This window comes from Streptomyces sp. NPDC004788 (genome assembly GCF_053601115.1).
Genome location: NZ_JBSGBF010000001.1, coordinates 114,580 through 134,180 on the forward strand (window position 1 = coordinate 114,580; position 19,601 = coordinate 134,180).

A 19,601-nucleotide genomic window follows, 5' to 3' on the forward strand; every position below is an offset into this window, starting at 1 on the left:
CGACGGGCGCCGCCCGCCCCCGCCGGTCCCGTGGGACCGGCCGGGCGGGTGGGGCGGGCGGCCGTCCAGCGCATCCGGTCACCTGATGGTGACCGGATGGCGGCCGGTCGGGCGGGTCAGCTCAGCTGGACCACCTTGTGCATGCCCTCGAAGGCGTGCGGGATGCCGGCCTCGTCGTCCGGGATGAAGCAGAGCAGGACGTAGGTGCCGGCCGGCAGGTCCTTCGCCTGGACGATGGCGGTGTGGTCGGGGGAGATGGCACCCAGGCCGCTGGGCGCGCCGGTGAAGGGCGACGGCGGGGGCTGCTGGCCGTGGGCGATGGCGTCGAAGTACGCCTGGATGTCGGCGTCCGTGGTGCCCGGCTTGACCGGCTGGATCGCCATCTCGTGGATCTCGTCGGAGGCGTTGTGCACCAGGATCGGGGCGTCCGCCTCGTTCACGTCCTCGGTCCGGAAGCGCGGGCCCGCGGCCTGCTCCTCAGTGATCACGATCCCCTTGGGGAAGGGGGCCAGACCCTTGTCCTTGTCGCCGTCGCAGAGTTCGAGGGACTTCAGGACGGGGTGCGCCGGGTCCGCGAGGAAGGCGCTGAAGTCGAGCAGGTAGACGGTGCCGTCCGAGATCGGCTCGGTGACGTCGACCGGGACCTTCGGCGAGGCGAAACCGCCGCCCAGCGCCTCCGCGTCGGCGTTGAACGCGTTGATGCCGGCCGCCGCGTTCGCCGGGTCGGTCTCGTCGATCGCCTTGGTCAGGTCGGCGAGCACCTTGTCCACCGACACGCCCTTGTGCGGGCGGAAGACCTGGAGCTGGCGGCCCGGCGCGACGTCGGTGCTGATGTGGAAGTGGACGAGTCCGCCCTCGGCGGCGTCGGGTGCCTCGATGCCGTGCGCGGTGAGCCTGACGTCGACGGCCTTGTGCCGGTCCTTGTCCTTCGGCGTCCCGGCGTGGGCCGTGCCGATGCCGGTCAGCGCGGTGGCGCAGGTGAGGGCGACGGCTGCTGCCGCGCCCAGGCCGCGTCTCAGCGGTGGTGCGATGCGCATGGAAGTCCTGTGTCCTTTCGACGGGGTCCCCCGGCGGCCAGGGCACCACGCGCCCCCTCCGCATCCCGTCAGCCACGCTGTCGGCGCGCCCGTTCGGGCCCCGTCGATCGCCCGACCGCCCTACCGGTCCCGCAGCGCGTCCAGCTGGTTCAGGAACCACTGCCGCGGCGGCAGCGCCGTCGCCGCGGCGGCGAGCCGCTTCGTGCGGTCGGCGCGCTCCGGCGCCGGCATGGAGAGGGCCTCGTGCAGGGCTTCGGCCGTCTCCGTCACGTCGTGGGGGTTGATCGTGAGGGCGTCGGTGCGCAGCTCCTCGTACGCGCCCGCCTCGCGGGAGAGCACCAGCGCGCAGCCCGCGTCGGAGACGACCGGGATCTCCTTGGCGACCAGGTTCATGCCGTCGCGGACGGGGTTGACCAGGGCGACGTCGGCGAGGCGGTAGGCGGCGAGGGAGCGGGTGAAGTCGTCCTGGACGGAGACGAGGACGGGCTGCCAGTCGTCCGTGCCGAACTCGGCGTTGACCGCCTCGGCGAGTTCCGTGACCGAGGCGGTGTAGGAGCGGTAGACCTCCAGGTCCTGGCGGGAGGGGTAGGCGGAGGCGAGGTGGACGACGCGGCCGCGCCACTCGGGGCGGGTGGTGAGCAGTTCGCGGTAGGCGAGCAGGCCGCGCAGGATGTTCTTGGACAGCTCGGTGCGGTCGACGCGGACGATCGTCTTGCGGCCCGGGCCGACCTCCTCCCGGAGCCGGGCGAGCCGCTCGTCGACCTCGGGCCGGTGCGCGAGCGCGCGCAGGTCGTCGCCGTCCACGCCGAGCGGGTGCGTACGGACCCGGGTGTCGCCGATCGAGCGCGCCACGCGCGGATCGGCGAGGAAGGCGTCCGCCCAGGCCCGGGTGTGGAAGCCGACCTCGTCGGCGCCGAGCATGCCCGCGACCAGTTCCTCGTGGACGTCCTCCGGCAGCATCCGCAGATACCACGGGTCCGCCCACGGGGTGTGCGTGAAGTGCCCGATCCGCAGGTCGGGGCGGAGCGCCCGCAGCTGCCCCGGCACGAGCGCCAGGTGGTAGTCCTGCACCAGGACCGCCGCGCCCTCGTCCGCGGCCTGTGCGAGCGCCTCGGCGAAGGCCCGGTTGTAGGCGCGGTAGGACTCCCAGCGGCGGCGGAAGGCGGCGTCGAAGACGGGCTCGCGCGGGATGTCGTAGAGGTGGTGGTGGAGGAACCACAGCACCGAGTTCGCGATGCCGTTGTACGCGTCGGCGTACACCTCCGGGTCGATGTCGAGCATCCGCACGCCCGGCTCGGCCACCCCGCGCCGCACCGCCTCGCGGTCCCCGTCGCCGAGCGCCGCGCACACCCACAGCCCCGAGGGCACCGCGCTGAGCCCCGAGACGAGGCCGCCGCCGCCCCGCCGGGTGTCCAGTGAGCCGTCGGGGCGGACGGTGTACGAGACCGGGCCGCGGTTCGATGCCACGAGGACAGAAGCCATACGGCGAACCTAGCCCGTCCCGTAAACGCTCAAACGTACGGATTCCAGACAGAGCGTTTTCGAGACAGCCGGCTCACGGATCGAGACGGCGGGCGGGGCGTCGGGGGTCACGGTGCCGCGTCGGGGGTCACGGCGCCGCGTCGGGGGTCACGGCGGCACGCGGCGCCGTCACGCCACGCGGCGCCGCTCCGCGTACTCCGCCACCTCCGCCATCGGCGGCCGCTCCTCCGTGTCCACCGGGTACGTCCGAGGCGTGAACCCCTCCGCGGCCCGCTCGAACTGCGTGAGCCGCGGCCGTACGAGGTGCCCGCGCGACAGCCGCAGCTGCGCCGTGCGGTAGATCGCCGCCGCCATCCGGCCCAGCGCCTGGTCGTCCTGGTGACGGTGCTTGCGCACTCCCACGTCCACCTGTGCGAGCGCGTCGAGGCCCACGGTGTGCAGCGCGTCCACCAGCAGGCCCAGCTCCACTCCGTAACCGACGGGGAAGGGCAGCTGTTCGAGCAGCGAGCGGCGCGCCGCGTACTCACCGCCCAGCGGCTGGACGAAGCCGGCGAGCTGCGGCCAGTGCAGATTGAGCAGCGGCCGCGCCACCAGCTCCGTCACCCGACCGCCCTGACCTGGGGTCTTGCCGGAGGCGAGCCCGTCGGACCCGGTGTCGAGCGGGCGGTCGTACATCGCCTTCACGAAGTGCACGTCCGGTTCGGTCAGGAGCGGCCCCACGATCCCGGAGACGAAGTCCGCCGAGAAGTCCCTGAGGTCCGCGTCCACGAAGCAGACCACGTCCCCGCTCGTCACCATCAGTGACCGCCACAGGACCTCGCCCTTGCCCGGCAGCGCCGGTATCCGGGGCAGGACCGCGTCGCGCGCCACCACCCGCGCGCCGGCCGCCGCGGCGACCCGGGCCGTACGGTCGGTGGAGCCCGAGTCGACCACCACCAGCTCGTCCACCAGCGGCACCGCCTCCGTCATCAGCTCGCGGCGGATCACCGAGACGATCGTGCCGACCGTCGCCTCCTCGTTCAGCGCGGGCAGCACGACGCTCACCTTCGTACCGCGCTTGGCGGCGAGGATCCGCTCCAGCGGACGGTCGGCCACGGACCAGGACCGCCGGGCGAGCCAGCGCTCCACTTCTTCCAGCAACGTGATCTCCATCTCGCGGATCGGACGGCCCTCTCAGGCTCCGAAGGCTTCGGTTACAGTCTTGAACAACGCGGATCCCCGATGCATGTCGGGGTGCCGACCGCGATCCACAATCGAATACCGCTCATCCAGAGGGGCAGAGGGATACGGCCCGTTGAAGCCCCGGCAACCCTCCAGTCGGTTTGTCTCGCCCAGCGAGGCCCCCGGCTAGGGAAGGTGCCAAATCCGTCTCATGGCGAAGTGCGTCATGAGGAAGATGAGGAGAAAGGGCCTCGCCTCCATGGCTGTTCAGACCGTCGCATCCGCGACCACCTCCGTCGACCTCGGTCCCGCGTCCGGGCTCTCCTGTCGCGAATGCGGCGAGACCTTCCCGCTCGGCCCGATCTTCGCCTGCGAGCTGTGCTTCGGCCCCCTCGAAGTGGCCTACGACCTGCCGACCGGCGACCCCGAGGAGCTGCGCAAGCGCATCGAGGCCGGCCCGGCCAACGTGTGGCGCTACGCCCCGCTCCTGCCCGTCCCGGCCGACGTCGCCGAGAAGCCGAACCTGAACCCCGGCTGGACCCCGCTCGTCCAGGCCGACAACCTGGCCCGCGAGCTCGGTGTCGAGCCCGGCAAGCTGTTCGTCAAGGACGACTCCGGCAACCCGACCCACTCCTTCAAGGACCGGGTCGTCGCCCAGGCCATCGAGGCCGCCCGCGCCTTCGGCTTCACCACCCTCTCCTGCTCCTCCACCGGCAACCTGGCCGGCGCCGTCGGCGCCGCCGCCGCCCGGGCCGGCTTCCGCTCCTGCGTGTTCATCCCGCACGACCTGGAGCAGGGCAAGGTCGTCATGGCCGGCGTCTACGGCGGCGACCTCGTCGCCATCGAGGGCAACTACGACGACGTCAACCGGTTCTGCTCGGAGCTCATCGGCGACCCGCTCGGCGAGGGCTGGGGCTTCGTGAACGTCAACCTCCGCCCGTACTACGGCGAGGGCTCCAAGACGCTCGCGTACGAGATCTGCGAGCAGCTCGGCTGGGTCATCCCGGACCAGCTGGTCATCCCGATCGCCTCCGGCTCCCAGCTCACCAAGATCGACAAGGGTCTGCAGGAGCTCATCAAGCTCGGCCTGGTCGAGGACAAGCCGTACAAGATCTTCGGCGCCCAGGCCGAGGGCTGCTCCCCGGTCTCCGCCGCCTTCAAGGCCGGCCACGACGTCGTGCGGCCCCAGAAGCCGAACACCATCGCCAAGTCGCTCGCCATCGGCAACCCGGCCGACGGCCCGTACGTGCTCGACATCGCCCGCCGGACCGGCGGCGCCGTCGAGGACGTCGACGACGAGCAGATCGTCGACGCCATCAAGCTGCTCGCCCGCACCGAGGGCATCTTCGCCGAGACCGCGGGCGGTGTGACCGTCGGCGTGACGAGGAAGCTCGTCGAGAACGGCGTCATCGACCCGTCGAAGACCACCGTCGTCCTCAACACGGGTGACGGACTCAAGACCCTGGACGCCGTGGCCGACACCTCTCAGGCGACCGCCACCATCCGCCCGAGCCTCGACGCGTTCCGCGACGCCGGCCTGGCCCACTGACCGCTCTTAGGAAGGCACGCACCGACATGGCCGTGAACGTCCGCATCCCCACCATCCTCCGCACCTACACCGGCGGCCAGGCCGAGGTCGCCGCCCAGGGCGCGACCCTCGCCGAGGTCATCGCCGACCTGGAGAAGAACCACGCGGGCATCGCCGCGCGCGTCCTCGACGACCAGGGCAAGCTGCGCCGCTTCGTCAACGTGTACGTGAACGACGACGACGTGCGCTTCGAGCAGGGCCTGGAGACGGCCACGCCGGACGGTGCCGGCGTCTCCATCATTCCGGCCGTCGCCGGAGGCTGACCGTCCAGCGCGGTACCGGACGCCGCCGATCCTTACCCGCGGTACTACCCGCGGGTACCGAAGTTCCCTGAATTGCCCCTTCCGCAGCAAGAAGCGGAAGGGGCAATTCTGCATGGTTGAGCGCGGTAGAGTTGGGGAAGTCCCCTCCGCTGCGCATGCCAGACGCATATGAGAATGCGCCTCGGCACGACAAGAAGTAGCCAAAGTGCCCGTGCCTTGTGTACCTTCTGCGCACTTTGCCGGGCCCGACTTGCCCCGGAATTCAGCGTAATCTCCCCAATTCCCCTTTCCGGCGTGCCCAGAATTCTCGTCCGATTGACCTGTTGCAGAGGGCAGTTGGGCAGATACATTCAGCCGCGGTCGACGCGTTCCGGCGCAGGGTCTGACCCGGGTCCGCGAAGTGCGGATCCGCGCAAGGGCCAGTAATAGGGGAGTTAGGCATGGCTCAGGGCACCGTCAAGTGGTTCAACGCGGAGAAGGGCTACGGCTTCATCGCGGTCGACGGTGGTGCGGATGTTTTCGTCCACTACAGCGCGATCCAGATGGACGGCTACCGCACCCTTGAAGAAGGGCAGCGGGTCGAGTTCGAGATCTCGCAGGGCCAGAAGGGTCCGCAGGCGGACATGGTCAAGCTCGCCACCGCCTGAGCGCGGCGCGATCGGCCACCGACGCACTTCCGTCGAGGGGCCCGCATCCTGACCGGGATGCGGGCCCCTCGCGCATGCGCGGGCGCGTACGGGCGGGCGCACGCGGGTACGTGTACGGGGCCGAAGCGCCGGGTTGTGCGCCCGAGAGGTGGTCGATCCTCCGTAGTCGCTTGCACTCGCATGGGGCGAGTGCTAATCATTGGCGTTAGCACTCTCACGCTGAGAGTGCTTACGAGGATCGGGCAGACGAGGCCGCCGACCGCGTGGGGCAAGGAACCACGAGGGCGCGCCGGCCGTCCGTCGCGGGCGTCGGCGCGGTCCTGGAGCGTTATCCACCCCATGTCCGGGAGGACCACTTCACATGGCCAAGATCATCGCGTTCGACGAGGAGGCCCGGCGCGGTCTCGAGCGCGGCATGAACCAGCTCGCTGACGCCGTCAAGGTCACCCTCGGCCCGAAGGGCCGCAACGTCGTCCTCGAGAAGAAGTGGGGCGCCCCCACGATCACCAACGATGGTGTCTCCATCGCCAAGGAGATCGAGCTCGAGGACCCGTACGAGAAGATCGGCGCCGAGCTGGTCAAGGAAGTCGCCAAGAAGACGGACGACGTCGCCGGCGACGGTACGACCACCGCCACCGTTCTCGCCCAGGCGCTGGTCCGCGAGGGCCTGCGCAACGTCGCCGCGGGTGCCAACCCGATGGCCCTCAAGCGCGGCATCGAGAAGGCCGTCGAGGCCGTCTCCGGCGCGCTGCTCGACCAGGCGAAGGAGGTCGAGACGAAGGAGCAGATCGCCTCCACCGCCTCCATCTCCGCCGCCGACACCCAGATCGGCGAGCTCATCGCCGAGGCCATGGACAAGGTCGGCAAGGAAGGCGTCATCACCGTCGAGGAGTCCCAGACCTTCGGTCTGGAGCTGGAGCTCACCGAGGGTATGCGCTTCGACAAGGGCTACATCTCGGCGTACTTCGCGACCGACATGGAGCGCATGGAGGCCGCGCTCGAGGACCCGTACATCCTCATCGTCAACTCCAAGATCTCCTCCGTGAAGGACCTCCTCCCGCTCCTGGAGAAGGTCATGCAGTCGGGCAAGCCGCTGCTGATCATCGCCGAGGACGTCGAGGGCGAGGCCCTGTCGACCCTGGTCGTCAACAAGATCCGCGGCACCTTCAAGTCCGTCGCCGTCAAGGCTCCGGGCTTCGGCGACCGCCGCAAGGCCATGCTGAACGACATCGCCATCCTCACCGGCGGCACGGTCATCTCCGAGGAGGTCGGCCTCAAGCTGGAGAACGCCGGTCTCGACCTCCTGGGCCGCGCCCGCAAGGTCGTCATCACCAAGGACGAGACGACGATCGTCGACGGTGCCGGTGACAGCGAGCAGGTCGCGGGCCGCGTGAACCAGATCCGCGCCGAGATCGAGAACTCCGACTCGGACTACGACCGCGAGAAGCTCCAGGAGCGCCTGGCGAAGCTCGCCGGTGGCGTCGCCGTCATCAAGGCCGGTGCCGCGACCGAGGTCGAGCTCAAGGAGCGCAAGCACCGCATCGAGGACGCCGTCCGCAACGCGAAGGCGGCCGTCGAGGAGGGCATCGTCGCCGGTGGTGGCGTGGCCCTGCTGCAGGCCTCCGCGGTCTTCGAGAAGCTGGAGCTGGACGGCGACGAGGCCACCGGTGCCAACATCGTCAAGCTGGCCCTGGAGGCCCCGCTGAAGCAGATCGCCGTCAACGGTGGTCTCGAGGGCGGCGTCATCGTCGAGAAGGTGCGCAACCTGCCCGTCGGCCACGGCCTGAACGCCGCGACCGGTGAGTACGTCGACATGATCGCCGAGGGCATCATCGACCCCGCCAAGGTGACCCGTTCCGCGCTGCAGAACGCGTCCTCCATCGCGGCCCTGTTCCTCACCACCGAGGCCGTCATCGCCGACAAGCCGGAGAAGGCCGCCGCGCCGGCCGGCGGCGGCATGCCGGGCGGTGACATGGACTTCTGATCCTGAGGGATCGGAAAGCTCCATAAGGACGCCGAAGGGCGGCACCCGAGAGGGTGCCGCCCTTCAGTCATTCCCGACAGCCGTTTCCGACAGGTCGTTCCCGAAGCGGGTCAGTGAGCGGGTCAGTGAGCCGGTCAGCGCACGTCGACCCAGTCCTGGCCGCTGAACGTCTGGAAGTGCGTCGCGTCGCCGTAGTACCGGATCTGGTACCAGCCGTCGGCCGAGGCCGTGGTCTTCAGCGAGACCGCGCCCGTCGACGAGGACTTGCCGGAGGCGACCTGCTTCCAGCTGGTGCTCGACCCCCACGGCTTGAACCAGATGCTCACCGACTGCGAGCCCAGACCGCGCCAGGCGCCGCTGGTGTAGTGCTGCAGCGAGCCCGTCACCGTGATCGCCGAGCCCTTCGCCACCGGGTCCGGAGAGGCCTTGAGGCCGGTGACCCGGGTCTCGGTGCGGGTGACGTGGAACGGGGCGCTGACGGACTCCGAGAGGTAGTCGTTCGTCAGGTGGCGGAGCCGGAACCAGCCGCCCTTGTTCCAGACGGCGAGGCCGAAGTAGGTCCGCCCGCCGTAGTTGTTGTAGAACTTCGTCGAGCCGATCTGCTTCCAGCCGGTCTTGCCGTCCGGGGACTGCTCCAGGACGACCGTCTGCTGGGACGAGGTGCCGGACGAGTCCGTGTACGGGGAGCGGAGCTCGCCGTACACGCTGAGCCGCGCGTCGGTGCCGAGCTTGTAGCCCACCACCGAGGTGCGGGAGTCCGCCGGCAGCGTGAGCGGCCCGTTCGCGTAGGCGTACAGGAACGGGTCGGCCGACCACACCGACCAGCCGGACCACTCGCCGAACTGGTAGTCGTATCCCGCGGCGGCGACGAGCCGCACGCTGAACCGGCCGTCGGCGTCGGTGCGCACGGTCGTGGGGACACCGCTGCCGAGTCGGGCGTTCAGGGCCGCGTTCGCCAGCGGGGCGCCGGCCGCGTCCGGGTCGGTGACCCGGCCGCTGATCGTCACGGTCTCGCCGGACACCGCACGGGCCTTGTCGGCCGAGGCGGTGACCGTCGCCCGCTTCTCGTTGCCGCTGGTGTACGCGTTGTACGTCGCGGTGCCGTGCACCTCGGCGCTGTTCTCGGTGAAGCTGGCCTGGGCCCACGCGTACCGCGACTCCACCGGGACCGCCTCGCCGGCGAACCCGCCGGTCTCGTTGGTCACGGCCGAGCCGAGCACCGTGCCCTCGCCGGTGCGCTCGTACGACACGGTGCGGCCGGGCAGCGGCACCTCGTCGCCCGAGCCGGGCTGGACGCCGAGCAGAATGCCCTTCGGGTGCAGGTTCGGGTCGGTCCAGCTCGGGTCGCCGAGGGTGAAGTCGCGCAGCTGCGGCTTCAGCGTGAAGTCGAGCGTGCCCGCGTCCGTCCGCGTCACCGTGTTGCCCGCCGAGTCCGTGGCGGTGACGTCGATCGCGTACCGGCCGAGCGACGGGATGGTGCCGCCGTCCTCGGTGAGCTTGAGCGTGGCCGCCTGCGGCAGGGCGAAGTGGCCCCGGTTCGACGGGTTCTCCTCCAGGGCCGGGAAGTCGGCGAGGACGGTGTCGCCCTGCCGGACCTTCGCGGAGACGGAGGTGACGGTGGCCTGCGCGGCGTCGGTCCAGGCGGTCACCTGGAAGGTGCCGCGCTGGTTGTCGTCGGTGACGGCGCGGCCGATGCCCACGGGGCTCGGGGCGGGAGCGTCCGCGGCGAGCGCGGGGGTCGCGGCGACGCCCAGGGTGAGCGCCGTGACGAGCGAGACGGCGGACAGCCGTCGGAGGTCAGAGCGCATCGACATAGATCTTCCTCGACTCGCTGTAGAAGTAACCGGACTTCTCCTGCCATCCCAGGGCCCAGGTTCCGTCACCGTAGTTCGTGGTGCTGAAGCTGAAGTTGCCGTAGGAGTTGGTCGGGATGTCCTTCTTGGCCCAGTACCAGCTCGGGTCGCCGTAGGGCTTGTAGTACAGCGTCAGACGCGCGCCCGGCATGGCCTTCCACACCCCGTTGACCTTCTGCTGCACCAGGCCCTTGACGGTCATGCTGCCGCCGGTGCGCGGCCGCGAGGGGCTGATGGTGACGTTGACGATCCGGGTCGGGATGCGGGAGAGGCGGACCGCGCTGCTCACCTTGGCGACGAAGCGGTCCGTCTCCGGGTGGTAGATCCGGTAGACGGCGTTGTCGTAGCCCCAGACCGAGAAGTTGTAGCTGGAGCAGTAGCTGGTGGCCTGCGAGCTGAGCTGGTACCAGCTGGAGCCGCCGTCGAAGGAGACCTGGAGCGCGACCCAGTCGGGCTTGTCGTAGCAGGACACCGAGGCGGTGGTGCTCAGGTTGCCGCTGGCGGTGACCTTCCCGTACTGGTCCAGCCTCATGCTGGTGTTCGTGAACGTGAACTGCTGCGGGACGGCGAGCGCGGCCTTGGAGGTCGGCAGGTTGTTGCCGCTGCCGTAGTAGACCGAGGGACGCAGGCTCGTGTAGGCGCCGGTGGTCGAGTACTGCACCCGCACCGGGTAGTCGAAGTTGCCGTCGGCGAGCGTGGTGCCGGTGCCGATCGCGTTCTGCAGCGAGGTGCCGTACTGGTAGCGCTCGGTACCGGTGGTGATCAGCGGCGCCTGCGGGAAGGCCTTCCAGCCGTCCTGGGTCAGGCGGTCGACGTGTCCGCGGACCTGGACGGTGGTGCCCGCGTTGACGCGGTACTTGGAGGCGTCCGAGGTGATCCGGTACGTCAGCTTCTCGACGCCCACGGCGGGCAGCGCGCGGGCGTCGTCCGGGTCGACGTCGGCCGTGGCCTGGACCTCGGCCTGGCCGCCGGTGATCTCGGCGTCCGGGGTGTACGGCAGCGAGAAGGTGCCGTCCGCACCGGTCGTCGCCACGGCGGTGGCGGTCGTCGACTGGGCGTAGGCGTCCTTCAGGTTGAAGGTGACCTTCACCGTGGTGCCGGCGGCGGCCGTGGTGCGCTCGTCGGTGGCCGGGTTCCACGTGGTGGCCTTGCCGGACAGGACGACGTCGCGCTGGTCGTAGCTGGTGGTCTTGCGGTCGAAGGCGACCGAGGAGACAGCGGCGTGCAGCTTGTAGCCGAAGGTGCCGCCGGTCCAGTGCGTCACGAGGCCGTTCGGCAGCCGGTAGTCGACGGCGACCGGGTAGTCGCCGAGGGCGGTGCCCTCGGGGAGCTTGACCGGCTCGTCCGTGGTCCAGGCGTCGTATGCGGTCGAGGTGAGCGCGTCGGTCGAGGCGAGCACGGCGGCGTCCGGGGCGGTGGAGGCGAGGACGCTCACCTTCACCCAGAGCGCGGTGCTCGGCAGGCCCTTGAGGGTCAGCCGGCCGTCGTCCTGGGTGGTGGTGCTGCTGACGGTCGCGGCGTACGCGGTCGGGGCCGCGACGGCGACGGGCAGGATGGTGCCTGCCGAGAGTGTGAATACGGTTGCCGCACGTACCAAGGCATGCGGCAGCGTGCGCGTAGAGCGCATCTGAGGGACCCCCCACAGGTCAGAAGGCGGCGCACGTGGTCGTGCAGGCCGCGTGTAGGCACGATAGCGCTTGCGGGTTGAACGTGTTCACTCGATTACCCGTTCGTCCCTTTCGCCTCATGAGTTCGTCAGGGTCATCCTGGAGAGGAGGGCCCCCGCGAGGACGGGAGAGGTCACATGATCACGGTGCTGAGCACGCCGGCGGACCGCGAGCTGATCATCACGCGCACCTTCGACGCCCCCGTGCGGCGCGTCTGGGAGGCGTGGACGCGCCCGGAGCACGTACGCCGGTGGTACGGCTCCGCCGCGCTGACCATGTCGGTCTGCGACATCGACCTGCGCCCGGGCGGCGCCTGGCGCTGGGGCCAGCGCACCCCCGACGGCCAGGAGATCGTCTTCTCCGGCAGGTACGAGGAGATCGTCCCGGCAGAGCGCCTCGTCTACACCGAGCTCTTCGAGCAGATGCCGGACGCCGCCCCGGTCCACGTCACCCTCACCTTCGACGCCACCCCGACCGGCGGCACCGCCCTGACCAGCACCTCCCTCTGGCCCTCGTCGGAGATCCGGGACCAGGCGCTGACGGCGGGGATGGAGGCGGGGGTGCGGGAGCAGTACGACAGGCTGGCGGAGTATGTGACGGGGATGGGGGCCTGACGGGGCCGGGTCAAGACACGTAGTCCTTGAGGTCGGGACACGTAGTGTATGCACGACTATCGGACGTCACCGTAGAGGCATATGACGCTGCTTGACCTCCGCCTCCCCGCGCTGAAGGCACGGGGATTCTCCGCCTGCTATGGTCCCGGTTGTTTCCGGGCCCACGGCTTCGGGTGGGTTCCTGGTTCCTCCCCACGCGGGGTGGGGGTTGTGCGCGCTGCCAGGCTGCGGCCGGGTCTTACGTGCGCTCCGCAGGCGTTTACCCGCGCCGTTGCCGGCGTGGGGCCCCCGGTCCGGGGGTGGGTGGTACTGATCTGTTCAGGCCGTGATGGCGCGGCGGCCTTCGTGGAGGACGTTGAGTCCGGCGTTCCAGTCCCGGTCGTGCCTGGTGTCGCAGTTCGGGCAGGTCCACTGCCGGACGTGGAGTGGCTTGGGTCCGTCGCGGTGTCCGCAGGCGGAACATATCTGCGAGGACGGGAAGGCCCGGTCGACCTTGGAGAAGGTGCGTCCGCGCCGGGTCGCCTTGTACTCCAGGAACGTTACGAACTGTCCCCATCCGGCGTCGTGGACGCTCCTGGCCAGGCGGGTGCGTGCCAGTCCTCGCACGTTCAGGGTCTCGGTGTAGACGGCTTGGTTCTCGCTCGTCAGCTTGTGAGACCACTGGTGGTGAAAGTTCCGGCGCGCATCAGCGACCTGGGCGTGTGCGCGGGCGACCTTGATACGGGCCTTGTCCCGGTTGTTCGATCCTTTCGCCTTGCGGGAGAGTTCCCGCTGCCGCTTGTTGAGTTTCTTCTCCGCCTTCCGCAGATACCGAGGTGAGGCGATGTGCGAGCCGTCGGAGAGGACCGCGAACCTGGTGAGGCCCAGGTCGATGCCCTGCTCCCCGTCGACGGGCGGCAGGATGTCGGCGGCTGCGTCGGACTCCACGACGAAGCTGACGAAGTACCGGCCGGACCTGTCCTTGATCAGCGTCACGCTCGACGGATCCGACGGGAGAACGCGGGTCCACTTCACCCGCACGTCCCCGATCTTCGGCAGGCGCAGCCGCCCCTTCTCGGTGATCGAGAACCGGTCCGACTTGGTGAACCGGGCCGACTGCCGACTGTCCTTGCGGGACTTGAACCGAGGAGGCTCGACCCTTAGGCCCTTGCGGGCGCCAGTCTTTGAGTCCTCGTGCGCCTTCCACGCGGCGTCCAGATCCCGAAGCGTCTGCTGCATCACCCCGACCGGACAGTCCGACAGGAACGCCCGCTCGTCCGTCCTCTTCGCCTCGGTGATGAGCACCTTGGCCAGGTCCGGGTTCTTCGGCACCCGCTGGTACGGGCCCTGAGCGATCCGCCCCTGCGGACTCCCCAGCAGCTTGTTTGCCGCCTTCACCGGCCTGATCCGGGCCAGGGCATCGTTCCAGACCACACGCCGGCACCCGAACACCCGGGCCGCGTTGATGCGCTGGCCTGGCGTCGGAAAGGCGCGGAACTGGTAACGAAGCTGCATAACGACCACCGTACGGCGGCCACCTACACCGCAGCGCCGATCCATCAGACCCTGTCGATACTGTGAAGCTCTTCACATCCAGACGGTTTCGGCGACGGAATGCCGACGCAACGTGCTCACCGACCCACGCGGCCCGCATGGAAGAGATCACGCGGGCAGGGTGAGCGGACTTCGAGAACCCGGCAGGCGTTCCCGAGCCAAAGGCCGGTACACCCCGCCCGGTCCACCTGGTGGCAATGTCGCGAAGCGTCAACTTGCAGGGTGGGTGGCGGGTTCATCCAGGCCTCATTCCCTTCCGAAGTAACAGGGCCCGAATCTCGATACTTGAGCTTCGGGTCCTCAGCAGGGGCCTTCGGTGACGGAGGTATGGAGCAGCCGCTGTGCGTAGACCTCGCTGATGGGGTCTTTCTCGATCAGCGTCGCCGTGACGCGCATGCAGAACTTCGTCTCGGTGTCGGCGGTGCTGATCTCGTACAGATCGTCCCCCTCCTCGTCGACCTCGACCCCCCGGCCCGGGCCGGTGCCGCTCTTCTCGATCGCGTCCTGGATCTGACCGCTGATGGAGGTGTGCCGGTACGGGTCGTGGATGCCGCCGTCGAGGGTGCGGTTCGCCTTTTGCACGGCGTCACGCAGCTCGCCCTCACTCCACGTCGACTCGAACTGGTGGATGATCAGGGCGCCGAGCGCGACGACGATCGTGATGGCGATGAGTGCGAGACCAACCGGGTTGTTGGGGTTGTACACGTACCGGTTGGTCCCCCACTTGCTCCGTATGAAGACGGGCTCCTCGTTGCTCAAGGAGTCGTCCTCACCTCTTCGATGAAGTCCGTCCAAGCGGCGGCCCGGAACACGAGCTTCGGGCCGTCGGGGTTCTTGGAGTCACGGACGGGGACGATGCCGGGGTGGTCGTCGGAGACTTCGAGGCAGTTGCCGCCGTCGCCACCGCTGTAGGAGGACTTGCGCCAGGTGGCGACCTCGACGCAGTCGCCGCCGCTGCCGCCGCTGAAGCTGGACTTGACCCAGACGGCCGTGCTCAGGTCGTACTCAGAGATGTCGATCTTCATGTGCGTAATCCTCCGCCACGGACTCGATCAGGGCCAGGGAATCTCGCGGGGGCAACGCGGTGGCCCCGAGCAGATCGTAGGTGAGGGTGTGCTGCCCGACCGTAGCCGGATCGTCCTCAAGCCGTCCCGTGCTCAGGCCCTGGACGTACACCAGAGGCGGGGCGTCCTCGAAGGACATCAGCTTCAGCGAGCCTTCCATCGGGCCGTACGCCCCCGCCGTGAACGGCAGCACCTGCACGATCACCCGGTGCCGCCTCGCCAGCCCCGCGATGTGCCGCAGCGCCTCCGCCATCACCGCCGGGCCGCCGACCTCCTGCCGTAACACCGCCTCGCCCAGCACCACCCACAACAACGGCTTTGTTGGGTCGTCGAGCAGCCGGCCGCGTTCCAGCCGCGCCGACACCAGCTCGTCGATCGTGTCCTCCGCCGCCGTCGGCTGATACGCGCGGAAGACCTCCCGCGCGTACGCCGGGGTCTGGAGCAGGCCCGGTACCAGCAGCGGGGCGAACTCCTTGATTCCCGTCGCTTCGGCTTCCGCCTCCGCCGCCTCCGCGAAGTGGTCCGGGTACTTCGACCTGTTCGCCGCCTTGCAGTTGCGCTCGAAGAAGCCGTTCGTGCCCAGCACCTCGTCCAGTTGGACCGCCATCTCCGGGCGGATGCGGCGCGTGCCCGCCTCCATCTGGCCCACGTACGACCCGCTCACGAAGACCTGTTCGCCCAGGGCCTCCTGGCTCAGGGCCCGGCTCTCCCTCGCGTGGCGGAGTTCCGCGCCGATTATCGCCCTGGGGGACATCGACGGTTCCTTGTTCTTTCCGGCGTCAGCCATATCAACTCCCGGGTGGGCATCTGGGGTTGTTGGGGCGAAGTCACTGTTCCCCAGCATGTCTCCGGCCGACACTCTCCGTAAGGGAAATCGATACACAGAGTGGAAAGGCCGCTAAAATGACCCCCTCGTCCGTCCAGCCCGTCCAGGACGTCGTCGCCCAGCTCAAGGCGGGGCTCGCCGCCCACGGCATCACGCTCCCCTCGCTCGGAGTGGACCCCGTCACCCTCGCCGCGTCCGGCGGCGGCTTCACCCACCCCCTCGTCGAGCTCGGGCGCTGCAACCTCGACACCGCGCAGCGGCTGGTCGTCGCGCTCGCGTGCGCGCGGGAGGGCGGCCGGTGAAGGAGGGGGGCTACGTCATCGACACGCGCGACGGGCGGATCGGCCAGGTCATGGGGCGGGAAGGGCCCTGTCTCCAGCTGAGGCCGCCCGGCGGCGGGCGGGAGTGGGACTGCCCGCCCGAGGCGCTGGCGCCCGCGCCGCCGGGCGAGGTGCTGCGGGCGCGCGTACGGGCGCTCAACCGGGAGACGCGTGCCGCTGCCCCTGGGGCAGGGCTGAGGCCGGCCGGCAGGAACGGCGAGGGCGACGGCGACGGCGCCGGCGAGGGGAGCCCGCCGGCCTCACGCGGCTGAGCCCCAAGACGCCGAGGGCGCGGCGCGGCCCGTCAGGGCAGGTCGTAGCGGAGGAGGGCGCGCGCGACCGGCTCGCCGGTGCGGCGGGCGTACGCGGTGCGCTCCTTGACCTCACGAAGTGTGCGGGGCCGCCAACCCGGGCCGCCGCAGCAGCTCTTGTGGAACGCGATCCCCGCGTTCAGGACGACGGACAGCGCCCGCCAGCCGTTCCGGTCCCGCCGCGGCGGCGGCGCGAACGCCGACCCCGCGTGGATCATCACGCGCGCGCACCGCGGACAGCGCCGCTCGCGCCAGGCGTCGTAGGGCTGCTTGTACGAGGCCCGGCACGGCAGACACACGTACGAGGTCTTTCCGTGGCTCATGGGGGCAGGCTAGGTCCGGGGACGGGTGCGCGGCGACGGAATTCTCGGCGGGGCGCAGGCGGCATTCCTAGGCTGGGGCCCATGGAGCTCTCCGCGATCACCCTCGACTGCGCCGACCCGCTGGCGCTCGCCGACTTCTACCACCGCGCCACCGGCCTGCCCCCGCACCCAGCCAACCACGCCGACTTCGCCGGCCTCCAGCGCGCCGGCGGCCTCCTCCTCGGCTTCCAGCGGGTCGAGGGCTACCGCCCGCCGCGCTGGCCAGGTCAGGACGCGCCGCAACAGGCCCACCTGGACTTCGACGTCGACGACCTCGCGGAGACCGAGGCCCGACTGCTGGCCCTGGGCGCCACGCGCCCGGAACCGCAACCGGACCCCGACCGTTTCCTGGTGCTCATCGACCCGGCGGGACACCCGTTCTGTCTGAGCCCGCGACGGACGGGCTGACGAACAGGCCCGTCCAGAGGAAGGGTTCGCCGAAGTGCGGGGAGTCGGACGGTTCGTCGTGCATGCGGCGGAGTTCGACCTCCGTCAGGTCGGAGAAGAGCGCGCGGAGGGCGTCGGCGGTGTAGGCGAGGCCGCCGTGGAGGGAGCGGTCGCGGTAGAAGGCGGGGTCGGGGAGTTCGGAGCCCATGCCGCCGGGGCCGGCGGCGAAGCAGGTGAGGGCGAAGTGGGCGCCTGGGGCGAGGTGGCGGGTGAGGAAGGCGAGGTAGGTGGGGCGACGGTGGGGCGGGAGGTGGTGGAAGCAGCCGGAGTCGTAGATCAGGTCGTACGGGCCGCGGTCGCCGATCGCGTCGAGGGTGAAGGCGTCGCCGTGCAGGTAGCGGATGCCGGTGTCGCCGCCCCGCTCGCGTGCCCACCGCAGCGCGTCGGCGGACAGGTCCACCGCGTCGACCTCGTAGCCGCGGGCGGCGAGGAGGCGGGCGTTGCGGCCGTGGCCGCAGCCGAGGTCGAGGGCGCGGGCGCCGCTGCGGCCGCCGGGGAGCAGGCCGCTGTCGAGGTGATCGACGAGGTTCTCGTCCGGCTTGTCGACGAAGAACGGCACCGGGCGGGAGCGGTCGCCGTAGAAGCCCTGCCACTTGTCGGTGTCGGCGGCGAACAGGCCGTCCAGAAGCCGGAGTACGTCCTCGGAGGTACGGGTGGTGCGGTCCACTGCGGATCCCCTTCCGTGTCAGGGAAACGCTAGGGGAGGTGGGCGGAAAAGCCCAGGTCAGAGCCGGTGTGGTGCAGCTCTGTGCGGGGGTGTGGCGGGGCTCCGGGGGAGGGTCGGCCGTCCCGGTCCCGGGGGTGCGGGGCAGGGCCGGGAAAGCGGCACGGAGCGGCGTCTCAGGAGCTTTCCGGGAGGAGGCCGGGCACCTTTCTCCACGTGTTCCGGCGTGCCCAGGGGCCGAGTTGGGCGACGCCCCACGCCACCTCGACGACCAGGAACAGCCACACCACCGAGGCCGCGCCGTGCGCCAGCGCGTACGCCTGCCAGCTCGCGAACAGGGCGCGCGCGACCCCGTCGAGGAGGCCGTACAGCGGAAGCGGCCGCAGGATGCGCAGGAGGGACCAGACCATCACCACGGAGGCCATCAGGTTCGCGTACAGGACCGTCAGCCGGTCCGCGGGGGCGCCCAGCGCCAGGGCGTCGTGCAGCAGCCGGTACGTCCAGGGGGTCGCGAAGCCGGCCGTGACGACGAGGTCGTACCAGGCGCTCGCGCGCACGATCCGTGCGTAGGAGGAAGAAAGGACCATGCCGGCGACGCTAAACAGTGGACCGCACTCCAAGGTCAAGTCCCTTGAGGAGACCCATGCTCATCGGCGAACTCGCCGCCGCCACCGGCCTGGCCCGCGACACCATCCGCTTCTACGAGAAGCGCGGCCTCGTCACCGGAGAGCGCCGTGCCAACGGCTACCGCGACTTCCCGCCCGAGACCGTGCCCTGGCTCCAGTACGTGCGCACCGCCCAGACCCTCGGCTTCTCACTCGCCGAGATCGCCCGCATCGGTGAGGAGCTGCGGGACGCGCCCGACAGCGCGCAGCGGCTCTCCGCGCTGTTCGCGGAGAAGCTGCGGCTGGTCGACGCCCGGATGGCAGAACTGGACGCACTGCGCGGCGAATTGGCGGCCAGGATCGGGGCGGGCTGCCCGCTGCGGCAGGATCGGTAGGGTCCGGTTCAGGCGGCCGGCGCCACCAGCTTCGGGTCCTGGCCCGCCCGGCGCAGCGACGCCGCCACGAAACCGTTCGCCTTCAGTTCCTCCACCGTCGCCCGCAGGAACGCCACCGTCTCCGGCGACCGCCCGACCGTCGTCCCGACCGCCTGGCGGATCTCCATGAACCGCTCGTCGAGCAGTCGCACCTCCGGGTGGGCCGCCGCGTACGCCGTCATCGGCTGCCTGATGCCCGCGCCCGCCTCCAGCTTCCGCTCCGCGAAGGTGTCGACGCCCTCCTCGCCCCGTACGAGCTCCGCGTGCGCCAGGGTGCGGGTGAGGAACAGGTCGTACGCCGAACCCGCCTTCACCCCGATCCGCACGCCCGGCGCGTCCACGTCCGCCGGAGTGCGGAGGACGGAGTCGCGCGGGACGGCGTACACGCCCTCGATGAGGACGTACGGCGCCGTGAACGCCACCTCCGCCTCGCGCGCCGGCTCGACCGCGAGGAAGCACAGGTCGGCCCGGCCCGAGGCCATCGCCTCGTACGACTTGCGCGCCGCGTCGAAGCAGAGCAGCTCCACGGGCAGGCCGAGCCGTGCGCCGATCTCGCGCGCGAGGTCCACGGTGATGCCGGACGGGGCGTCCGGAGTGCCCTGGGCGAGGACGGGGTTGCCCAGGTTGATGGAGGCGCGCAGAGTGCCGGTGGGGGCGAGGTCGGCGGCGATGCCGCTGGTCGTGGCGTCCGTGGCTGCGTCGGTCGTGGTGTCGGTCGTGGCGTTGGCGTCGGTCATGG

General features: G+C 70.3%; 22 protein-coding genes and 1 riboswitch. Of the genes, 9 read left to right on the forward strand and 13 right to left on the reverse strand.

The genetic code is table 11. The features are described from left to right. Window positions 1-116 precede the first annotated feature (116 nt). From ACWEJX_RS00595 to ACWEJX_RS00605, 3 genes are all read right to left on the reverse strand, one after another. The gene (locus ACWEJX_RS00595; protein ID WP_451605355.1) at window positions 117-1,037 is read right to left on the reverse strand and encodes a hypothetical protein; all 921 of its coding nucleotides are present in this window, start codon (window positions 1,035-1,037) and stop codon (window positions 117-119) included. Window positions 1,038-1,157: 120 nt separating this feature from the next. Continuing rightward, window positions 1,158-2,519: an alpha,alpha-trehalose-phosphate synthase (UDP-forming) gene (locus ACWEJX_RS00600; protein ID WP_451605356.1), complete on the reverse strand. Its 1,362-nt coding sequence runs from the start codon at window positions 2,517-2,519 to the stop codon at window positions 1,158-1,160. 168 nt (window positions 2,520-2,687) lie between these two features. Next, window positions 2,688-3,659 carry a glucosyl-3-phosphoglycerate synthase gene (locus ACWEJX_RS00605; RefSeq protein WP_451605454.1) on the reverse strand — a complete coding sequence of 324 codons (972 nt, stop codon included), beginning with the start codon at window positions 3,657-3,659 and terminating at the stop codon, window positions 2,688-2,690. 121 nt (window positions 3,660-3,780) lie between these two features. Further along, window positions 3,781-3,922: riboswitch (SAM riboswitch) on the forward strand. On the opposite strand from ACWEJX_RS00605, the gene thrC reads away from it, so the two are divergent. The 4 genes from thrC to groL all read left to right on the forward strand — a co-directional run bounded on the left by thrC (window position 3,916) and on the right by groL (window position 8,162). Beyond that, window positions 3,916-5,229, forward strand: coding sequence for a threonine synthase (gene thrC / locus ACWEJX_RS00610; protein WP_451605455.1), 1,314 nt, complete (start codon window positions 3,916-3,918; stop codon window positions 5,227-5,229). Its footprint overlaps the riboswitch before it by 7 nt. A gap of 26 nt (window positions 5,230-5,255) precedes the next feature. Beyond that, complete coding sequence (locus ACWEJX_RS00615) at window positions 5,256-5,531, forward strand: MoaD/ThiS family protein (RefSeq protein WP_451605357.1); 276 nt, start codon at window positions 5,256-5,258, stop codon at window positions 5,529-5,531. 440 nt (window positions 5,532-5,971) lie between these two features. After that, a complete protein-coding gene (locus ACWEJX_RS00620; RefSeq protein ID WP_046911137.1) occupies window positions 5,972-6,178 on the forward strand; it encodes a cold-shock protein in 207 nt (68 codons plus the stop codon). 361 nt (window positions 6,179-6,539) lie between these two features. Continuing rightward, complete coding sequence (gene groL / locus ACWEJX_RS00625; RefSeq protein WP_403799759.1) at window positions 6,540-8,162, forward strand: chaperonin GroEL; 1,623 nt, start codon at window positions 6,540-6,542, stop codon at window positions 8,160-8,162. Between the two features lie 134 nt (window positions 8,163-8,296). Here the strand turns inward: groL and ACWEJX_RS00630 are convergent, their stop codons facing one another. Next, on the reverse strand, window positions 8,297-9,970 hold the full coding sequence (locus ACWEJX_RS00630; RefSeq protein WP_451605358.1) for a carboxypeptidase regulatory-like domain-containing protein: 1,674 nt from the start codon (window positions 9,968-9,970) through the stop codon (window positions 8,297-8,299). Next, window positions 9,960-11,612, reverse strand: a complete 1,653-nt coding sequence (locus ACWEJX_RS00635; RefSeq protein ID WP_451605359.1) for a hypothetical protein — start codon at window positions 11,610-11,612, stop codon at window positions 9,960-9,962. Before ACWEJX_RS00635 ends, ACWEJX_RS00630 begins: the two co-directional genes overlap by 11 nt. A gap of 207 nt (window positions 11,613-11,819) precedes the next feature. On the opposite strand from ACWEJX_RS00635, the gene ACWEJX_RS00640 reads away from it, so the two are divergent. Further along, window positions 11,820-12,296: an SRPBCC family protein gene (locus tag ACWEJX_RS00640; RefSeq protein WP_451605360.1), complete on the forward strand. Its 477-nt coding sequence runs from the start codon at window positions 11,820-11,822 to the stop codon at window positions 12,294-12,296. 318 nt (window positions 12,297-12,614) lie between these two features. On the opposite strand, the gene ACWEJX_RS00645 is transcribed toward ACWEJX_RS00640, so the two are convergent. The 4 genes from ACWEJX_RS00645 to ACWEJX_RS00660 all read right to left on the reverse strand — a co-directional run bounded on the left by ACWEJX_RS00645 (window position 12,615) and on the right by ACWEJX_RS00660 (window position 15,680). Beyond that, on the reverse strand, window positions 12,615-13,790 hold the full coding sequence (locus tag ACWEJX_RS00645; RefSeq protein WP_451605361.1) for an RNA-guided endonuclease InsQ/TnpB family protein: 1,176 nt from the start codon (window positions 13,788-13,790) through the stop codon (window positions 12,615-12,617). A 339-nt stretch (window positions 13,791-14,129) separates the two neighbouring features. Then, on the reverse strand, window positions 14,130-14,588 hold the full coding sequence (locus tag ACWEJX_RS00650) for a hypothetical protein (RefSeq protein ID WP_451605362.1): 459 nt from the start codon (window positions 14,586-14,588) through the stop codon (window positions 14,130-14,132). Then, entirely contained in the window at window positions 14,585-14,854 is a 270-nt protein-coding gene (locus ACWEJX_RS00655) for a DUF397 domain-containing protein (protein ID WP_451605363.1), read from the reverse strand. Before ACWEJX_RS00655 ends, ACWEJX_RS00650 begins: the two co-directional genes overlap by 4 nt. Further along, window positions 14,835-15,680, reverse strand: a complete 846-nt coding sequence (locus tag ACWEJX_RS00660) for a helix-turn-helix domain-containing protein (protein WP_451605364.1) — start codon at window positions 15,678-15,680, stop codon at window positions 14,835-14,837. The genes ACWEJX_RS00655 and ACWEJX_RS00660 overlap by 20 nt, the downstream gene beginning before the upstream one ends. Window positions 15,681-15,796: 116 nt before the next feature. On the opposite strand from ACWEJX_RS00660, the gene ACWEJX_RS00665 reads away from it, so the two are divergent. Together ACWEJX_RS00665 and ACWEJX_RS00670 are read left to right on the forward strand one after the other, a co-directional pair. Continuing rightward, window positions 15,797-16,021, forward strand: a complete 225-nt coding sequence (locus tag ACWEJX_RS00665; protein ID WP_451605365.1) for a hypothetical protein — start codon at window positions 15,797-15,799, stop codon at window positions 16,019-16,021. Beyond that, window positions 16,018-16,311 carry a hypothetical protein gene (locus tag ACWEJX_RS00670; protein ID WP_451605366.1) on the forward strand — a complete coding sequence of 98 codons (294 nt, stop codon included), beginning with the start codon at window positions 16,018-16,020 and terminating at the stop codon, window positions 16,309-16,311. The genes ACWEJX_RS00665 and ACWEJX_RS00670 overlap by 4 nt, the downstream gene beginning before the upstream one ends. A gap of 32 nt (window positions 16,312-16,343) precedes the next feature. Here ACWEJX_RS00670 and ACWEJX_RS00675 read toward each other — a convergent pair whose 3' ends face one another. Further along, entirely contained in the window at window positions 16,344-16,673 is a 330-nt protein-coding gene (locus ACWEJX_RS00675) for a deoxyxylulose-5-phosphate synthase (protein WP_451605367.1), read from the reverse strand. 81 nt (window positions 16,674-16,754) lie between these two features. Here ACWEJX_RS00675 and ACWEJX_RS00680 point away from each other — a divergent pair, with 81 nt between their 5' ends. Then, a complete protein-coding gene (locus ACWEJX_RS00680) occupies window positions 16,755-17,120 on the forward strand; it encodes a VOC family protein (RefSeq protein WP_451605368.1) in 366 nt (121 codons plus the stop codon). On the opposite strand, the gene ACWEJX_RS00685 is transcribed toward ACWEJX_RS00680, so the two are convergent. Both ACWEJX_RS00685 and ACWEJX_RS00690 read right to left on the reverse strand, forming a co-directional pair. Then, complete coding sequence (locus ACWEJX_RS00685; protein ID WP_451605369.1) at window positions 17,068-17,826, reverse strand: class I SAM-dependent methyltransferase; 759 nt, start codon at window positions 17,824-17,826, stop codon at window positions 17,068-17,070. The genes ACWEJX_RS00680 and ACWEJX_RS00685 overlap by 53 nt on opposite strands. A 173-nt stretch (window positions 17,827-17,999) precedes the next feature. Then, the gene (locus ACWEJX_RS00690) at window positions 18,000-18,410 is read right to left on the reverse strand and encodes a hypothetical protein (RefSeq protein WP_451605370.1); all 411 of its coding nucleotides are present in this window, start codon (window positions 18,408-18,410) and stop codon (window positions 18,000-18,002) included. Window positions 18,411-18,466: 56 nt separating this feature from the next. On the opposite strand from ACWEJX_RS00690, the gene ACWEJX_RS00695 reads away from it, so the two are divergent. Beyond that, the gene (locus ACWEJX_RS00695; RefSeq protein WP_451605371.1) at window positions 18,467-18,823 is read left to right on the forward strand and encodes a MerR family transcriptional regulator; all 357 of its coding nucleotides are present in this window, start codon (window positions 18,467-18,469) and stop codon (window positions 18,821-18,823) included. 8 nt (window positions 18,824-18,831) lie between these two features. On the opposite strand, the gene ACWEJX_RS00700 is transcribed toward ACWEJX_RS00695, so the two are convergent. Continuing rightward, window positions 18,832-19,599 carry a transporter substrate-binding domain-containing protein gene (locus ACWEJX_RS00700; protein WP_451605372.1) on the reverse strand — a complete coding sequence of 256 codons (768 nt, stop codon included), beginning with the start codon at window positions 19,597-19,599 and terminating at the stop codon, window positions 18,832-18,834. Window positions 19,600-19,601: the final 2 nt, after the last annotated feature.

Coding starts and splice junctions, on each gene's coding strand:
- ACWEJX_RS00680 (WP_451605368.1), top strand. CDS start 16,755: ATGGAGCTCTCCGCGATCACCCTCGACTGCGCCGACCCGCTGGCGCTC.
- ACWEJX_RS00665 (WP_451605365.1), top strand. CDS start 15,797: ATGACCCCCTCGTCCGTCCAGCCCGTCCAGGACGTCGTCGCCCAGCTC.
- ACWEJX_RS00695 (WP_451605371.1), top strand. CDS start 18,467: ATGCTCATCGGCGAACTCGCCGCCGCCACCGGCCTGGCCCGCGACACC.
- ACWEJX_RS00595 (WP_451605355.1), bottom strand. CDS start 1,037: ATGCGCATCGCACCACCGCTGAGACGCGGCCTGGGCGCGGCAGCAGCC.
- ACWEJX_RS00655 (WP_451605363.1), bottom strand. CDS start 14,854: ATGAAGATCGACATCTCTGAGTACGACCTGAGCACGGCCGTCTGGGTC.
- ACWEJX_RS00640 (WP_451605360.1), top strand. CDS start 11,820: ATGATCACGGTGCTGAGCACGCCGGCGGACCGCGAGCTGATCATCACG.
- ACWEJX_RS00615 (WP_451605357.1), top strand. CDS start 5,256: ATGGCCGTGAACGTCCGCATCCCCACCATCCTCCGCACCTACACCGGC.
- ACWEJX_RS00700 (WP_451605372.1), bottom strand. CDS start 19,599: ATGACCGACGCCAACGCCACGACCGACACCACGACCGACGCAGCCACG.
- ACWEJX_RS00620 (WP_046911137.1), top strand. CDS start 5,972: ATGGCTCAGGGCACCGTCAAGTGGTTCAACGCGGAGAAGGGCTACGGC.
- ACWEJX_RS00630 (WP_451605358.1), bottom strand. CDS start 9,970: ATGCGCTCTGACCTCCGACGGCTGTCCGCCGTCTCGCTCGTCACGGCG.
- groL (WP_403799759.1), top strand. CDS start 6,540: ATGGCCAAGATCATCGCGTTCGACGAGGAGGCCCGGCGCGGTCTCGAG.
- ACWEJX_RS00600 (WP_451605356.1), bottom strand. CDS start 2,519: ATGGCTTCTGTCCTCGTGGCATCGAACCGCGGCCCGGTCTCGTACACC.
- ACWEJX_RS00660 (WP_451605364.1), bottom strand. CDS start 15,680: ATGGCTGACGCCGGAAAGAACAAGGAACCGTCGATGTCCCCCAGGGCG.
- thrC (WP_451605455.1), top strand. CDS start 3,916: ATGAGGAGAAAGGGCCTCGCCTCCATGGCTGTTCAGACCGTCGCATCC.
- ACWEJX_RS00675 (WP_451605367.1), bottom strand. CDS start 16,673: ATGAGCCACGGAAAGACCTCGTACGTGTGTCTGCCGTGCCGGGCCTCG.
- ACWEJX_RS00690 (WP_451605370.1), bottom strand. CDS start 18,410: ATGGTCCTTTCTTCCTCCTACGCACGGATCGTGCGCGCGAGCGCCTGG.
- ACWEJX_RS00645 (WP_451605361.1), bottom strand. CDS start 13,790: ATGCAGCTTCGTTACCAGTTCCGCGCCTTTCCGACGCCAGGCCAGCGC.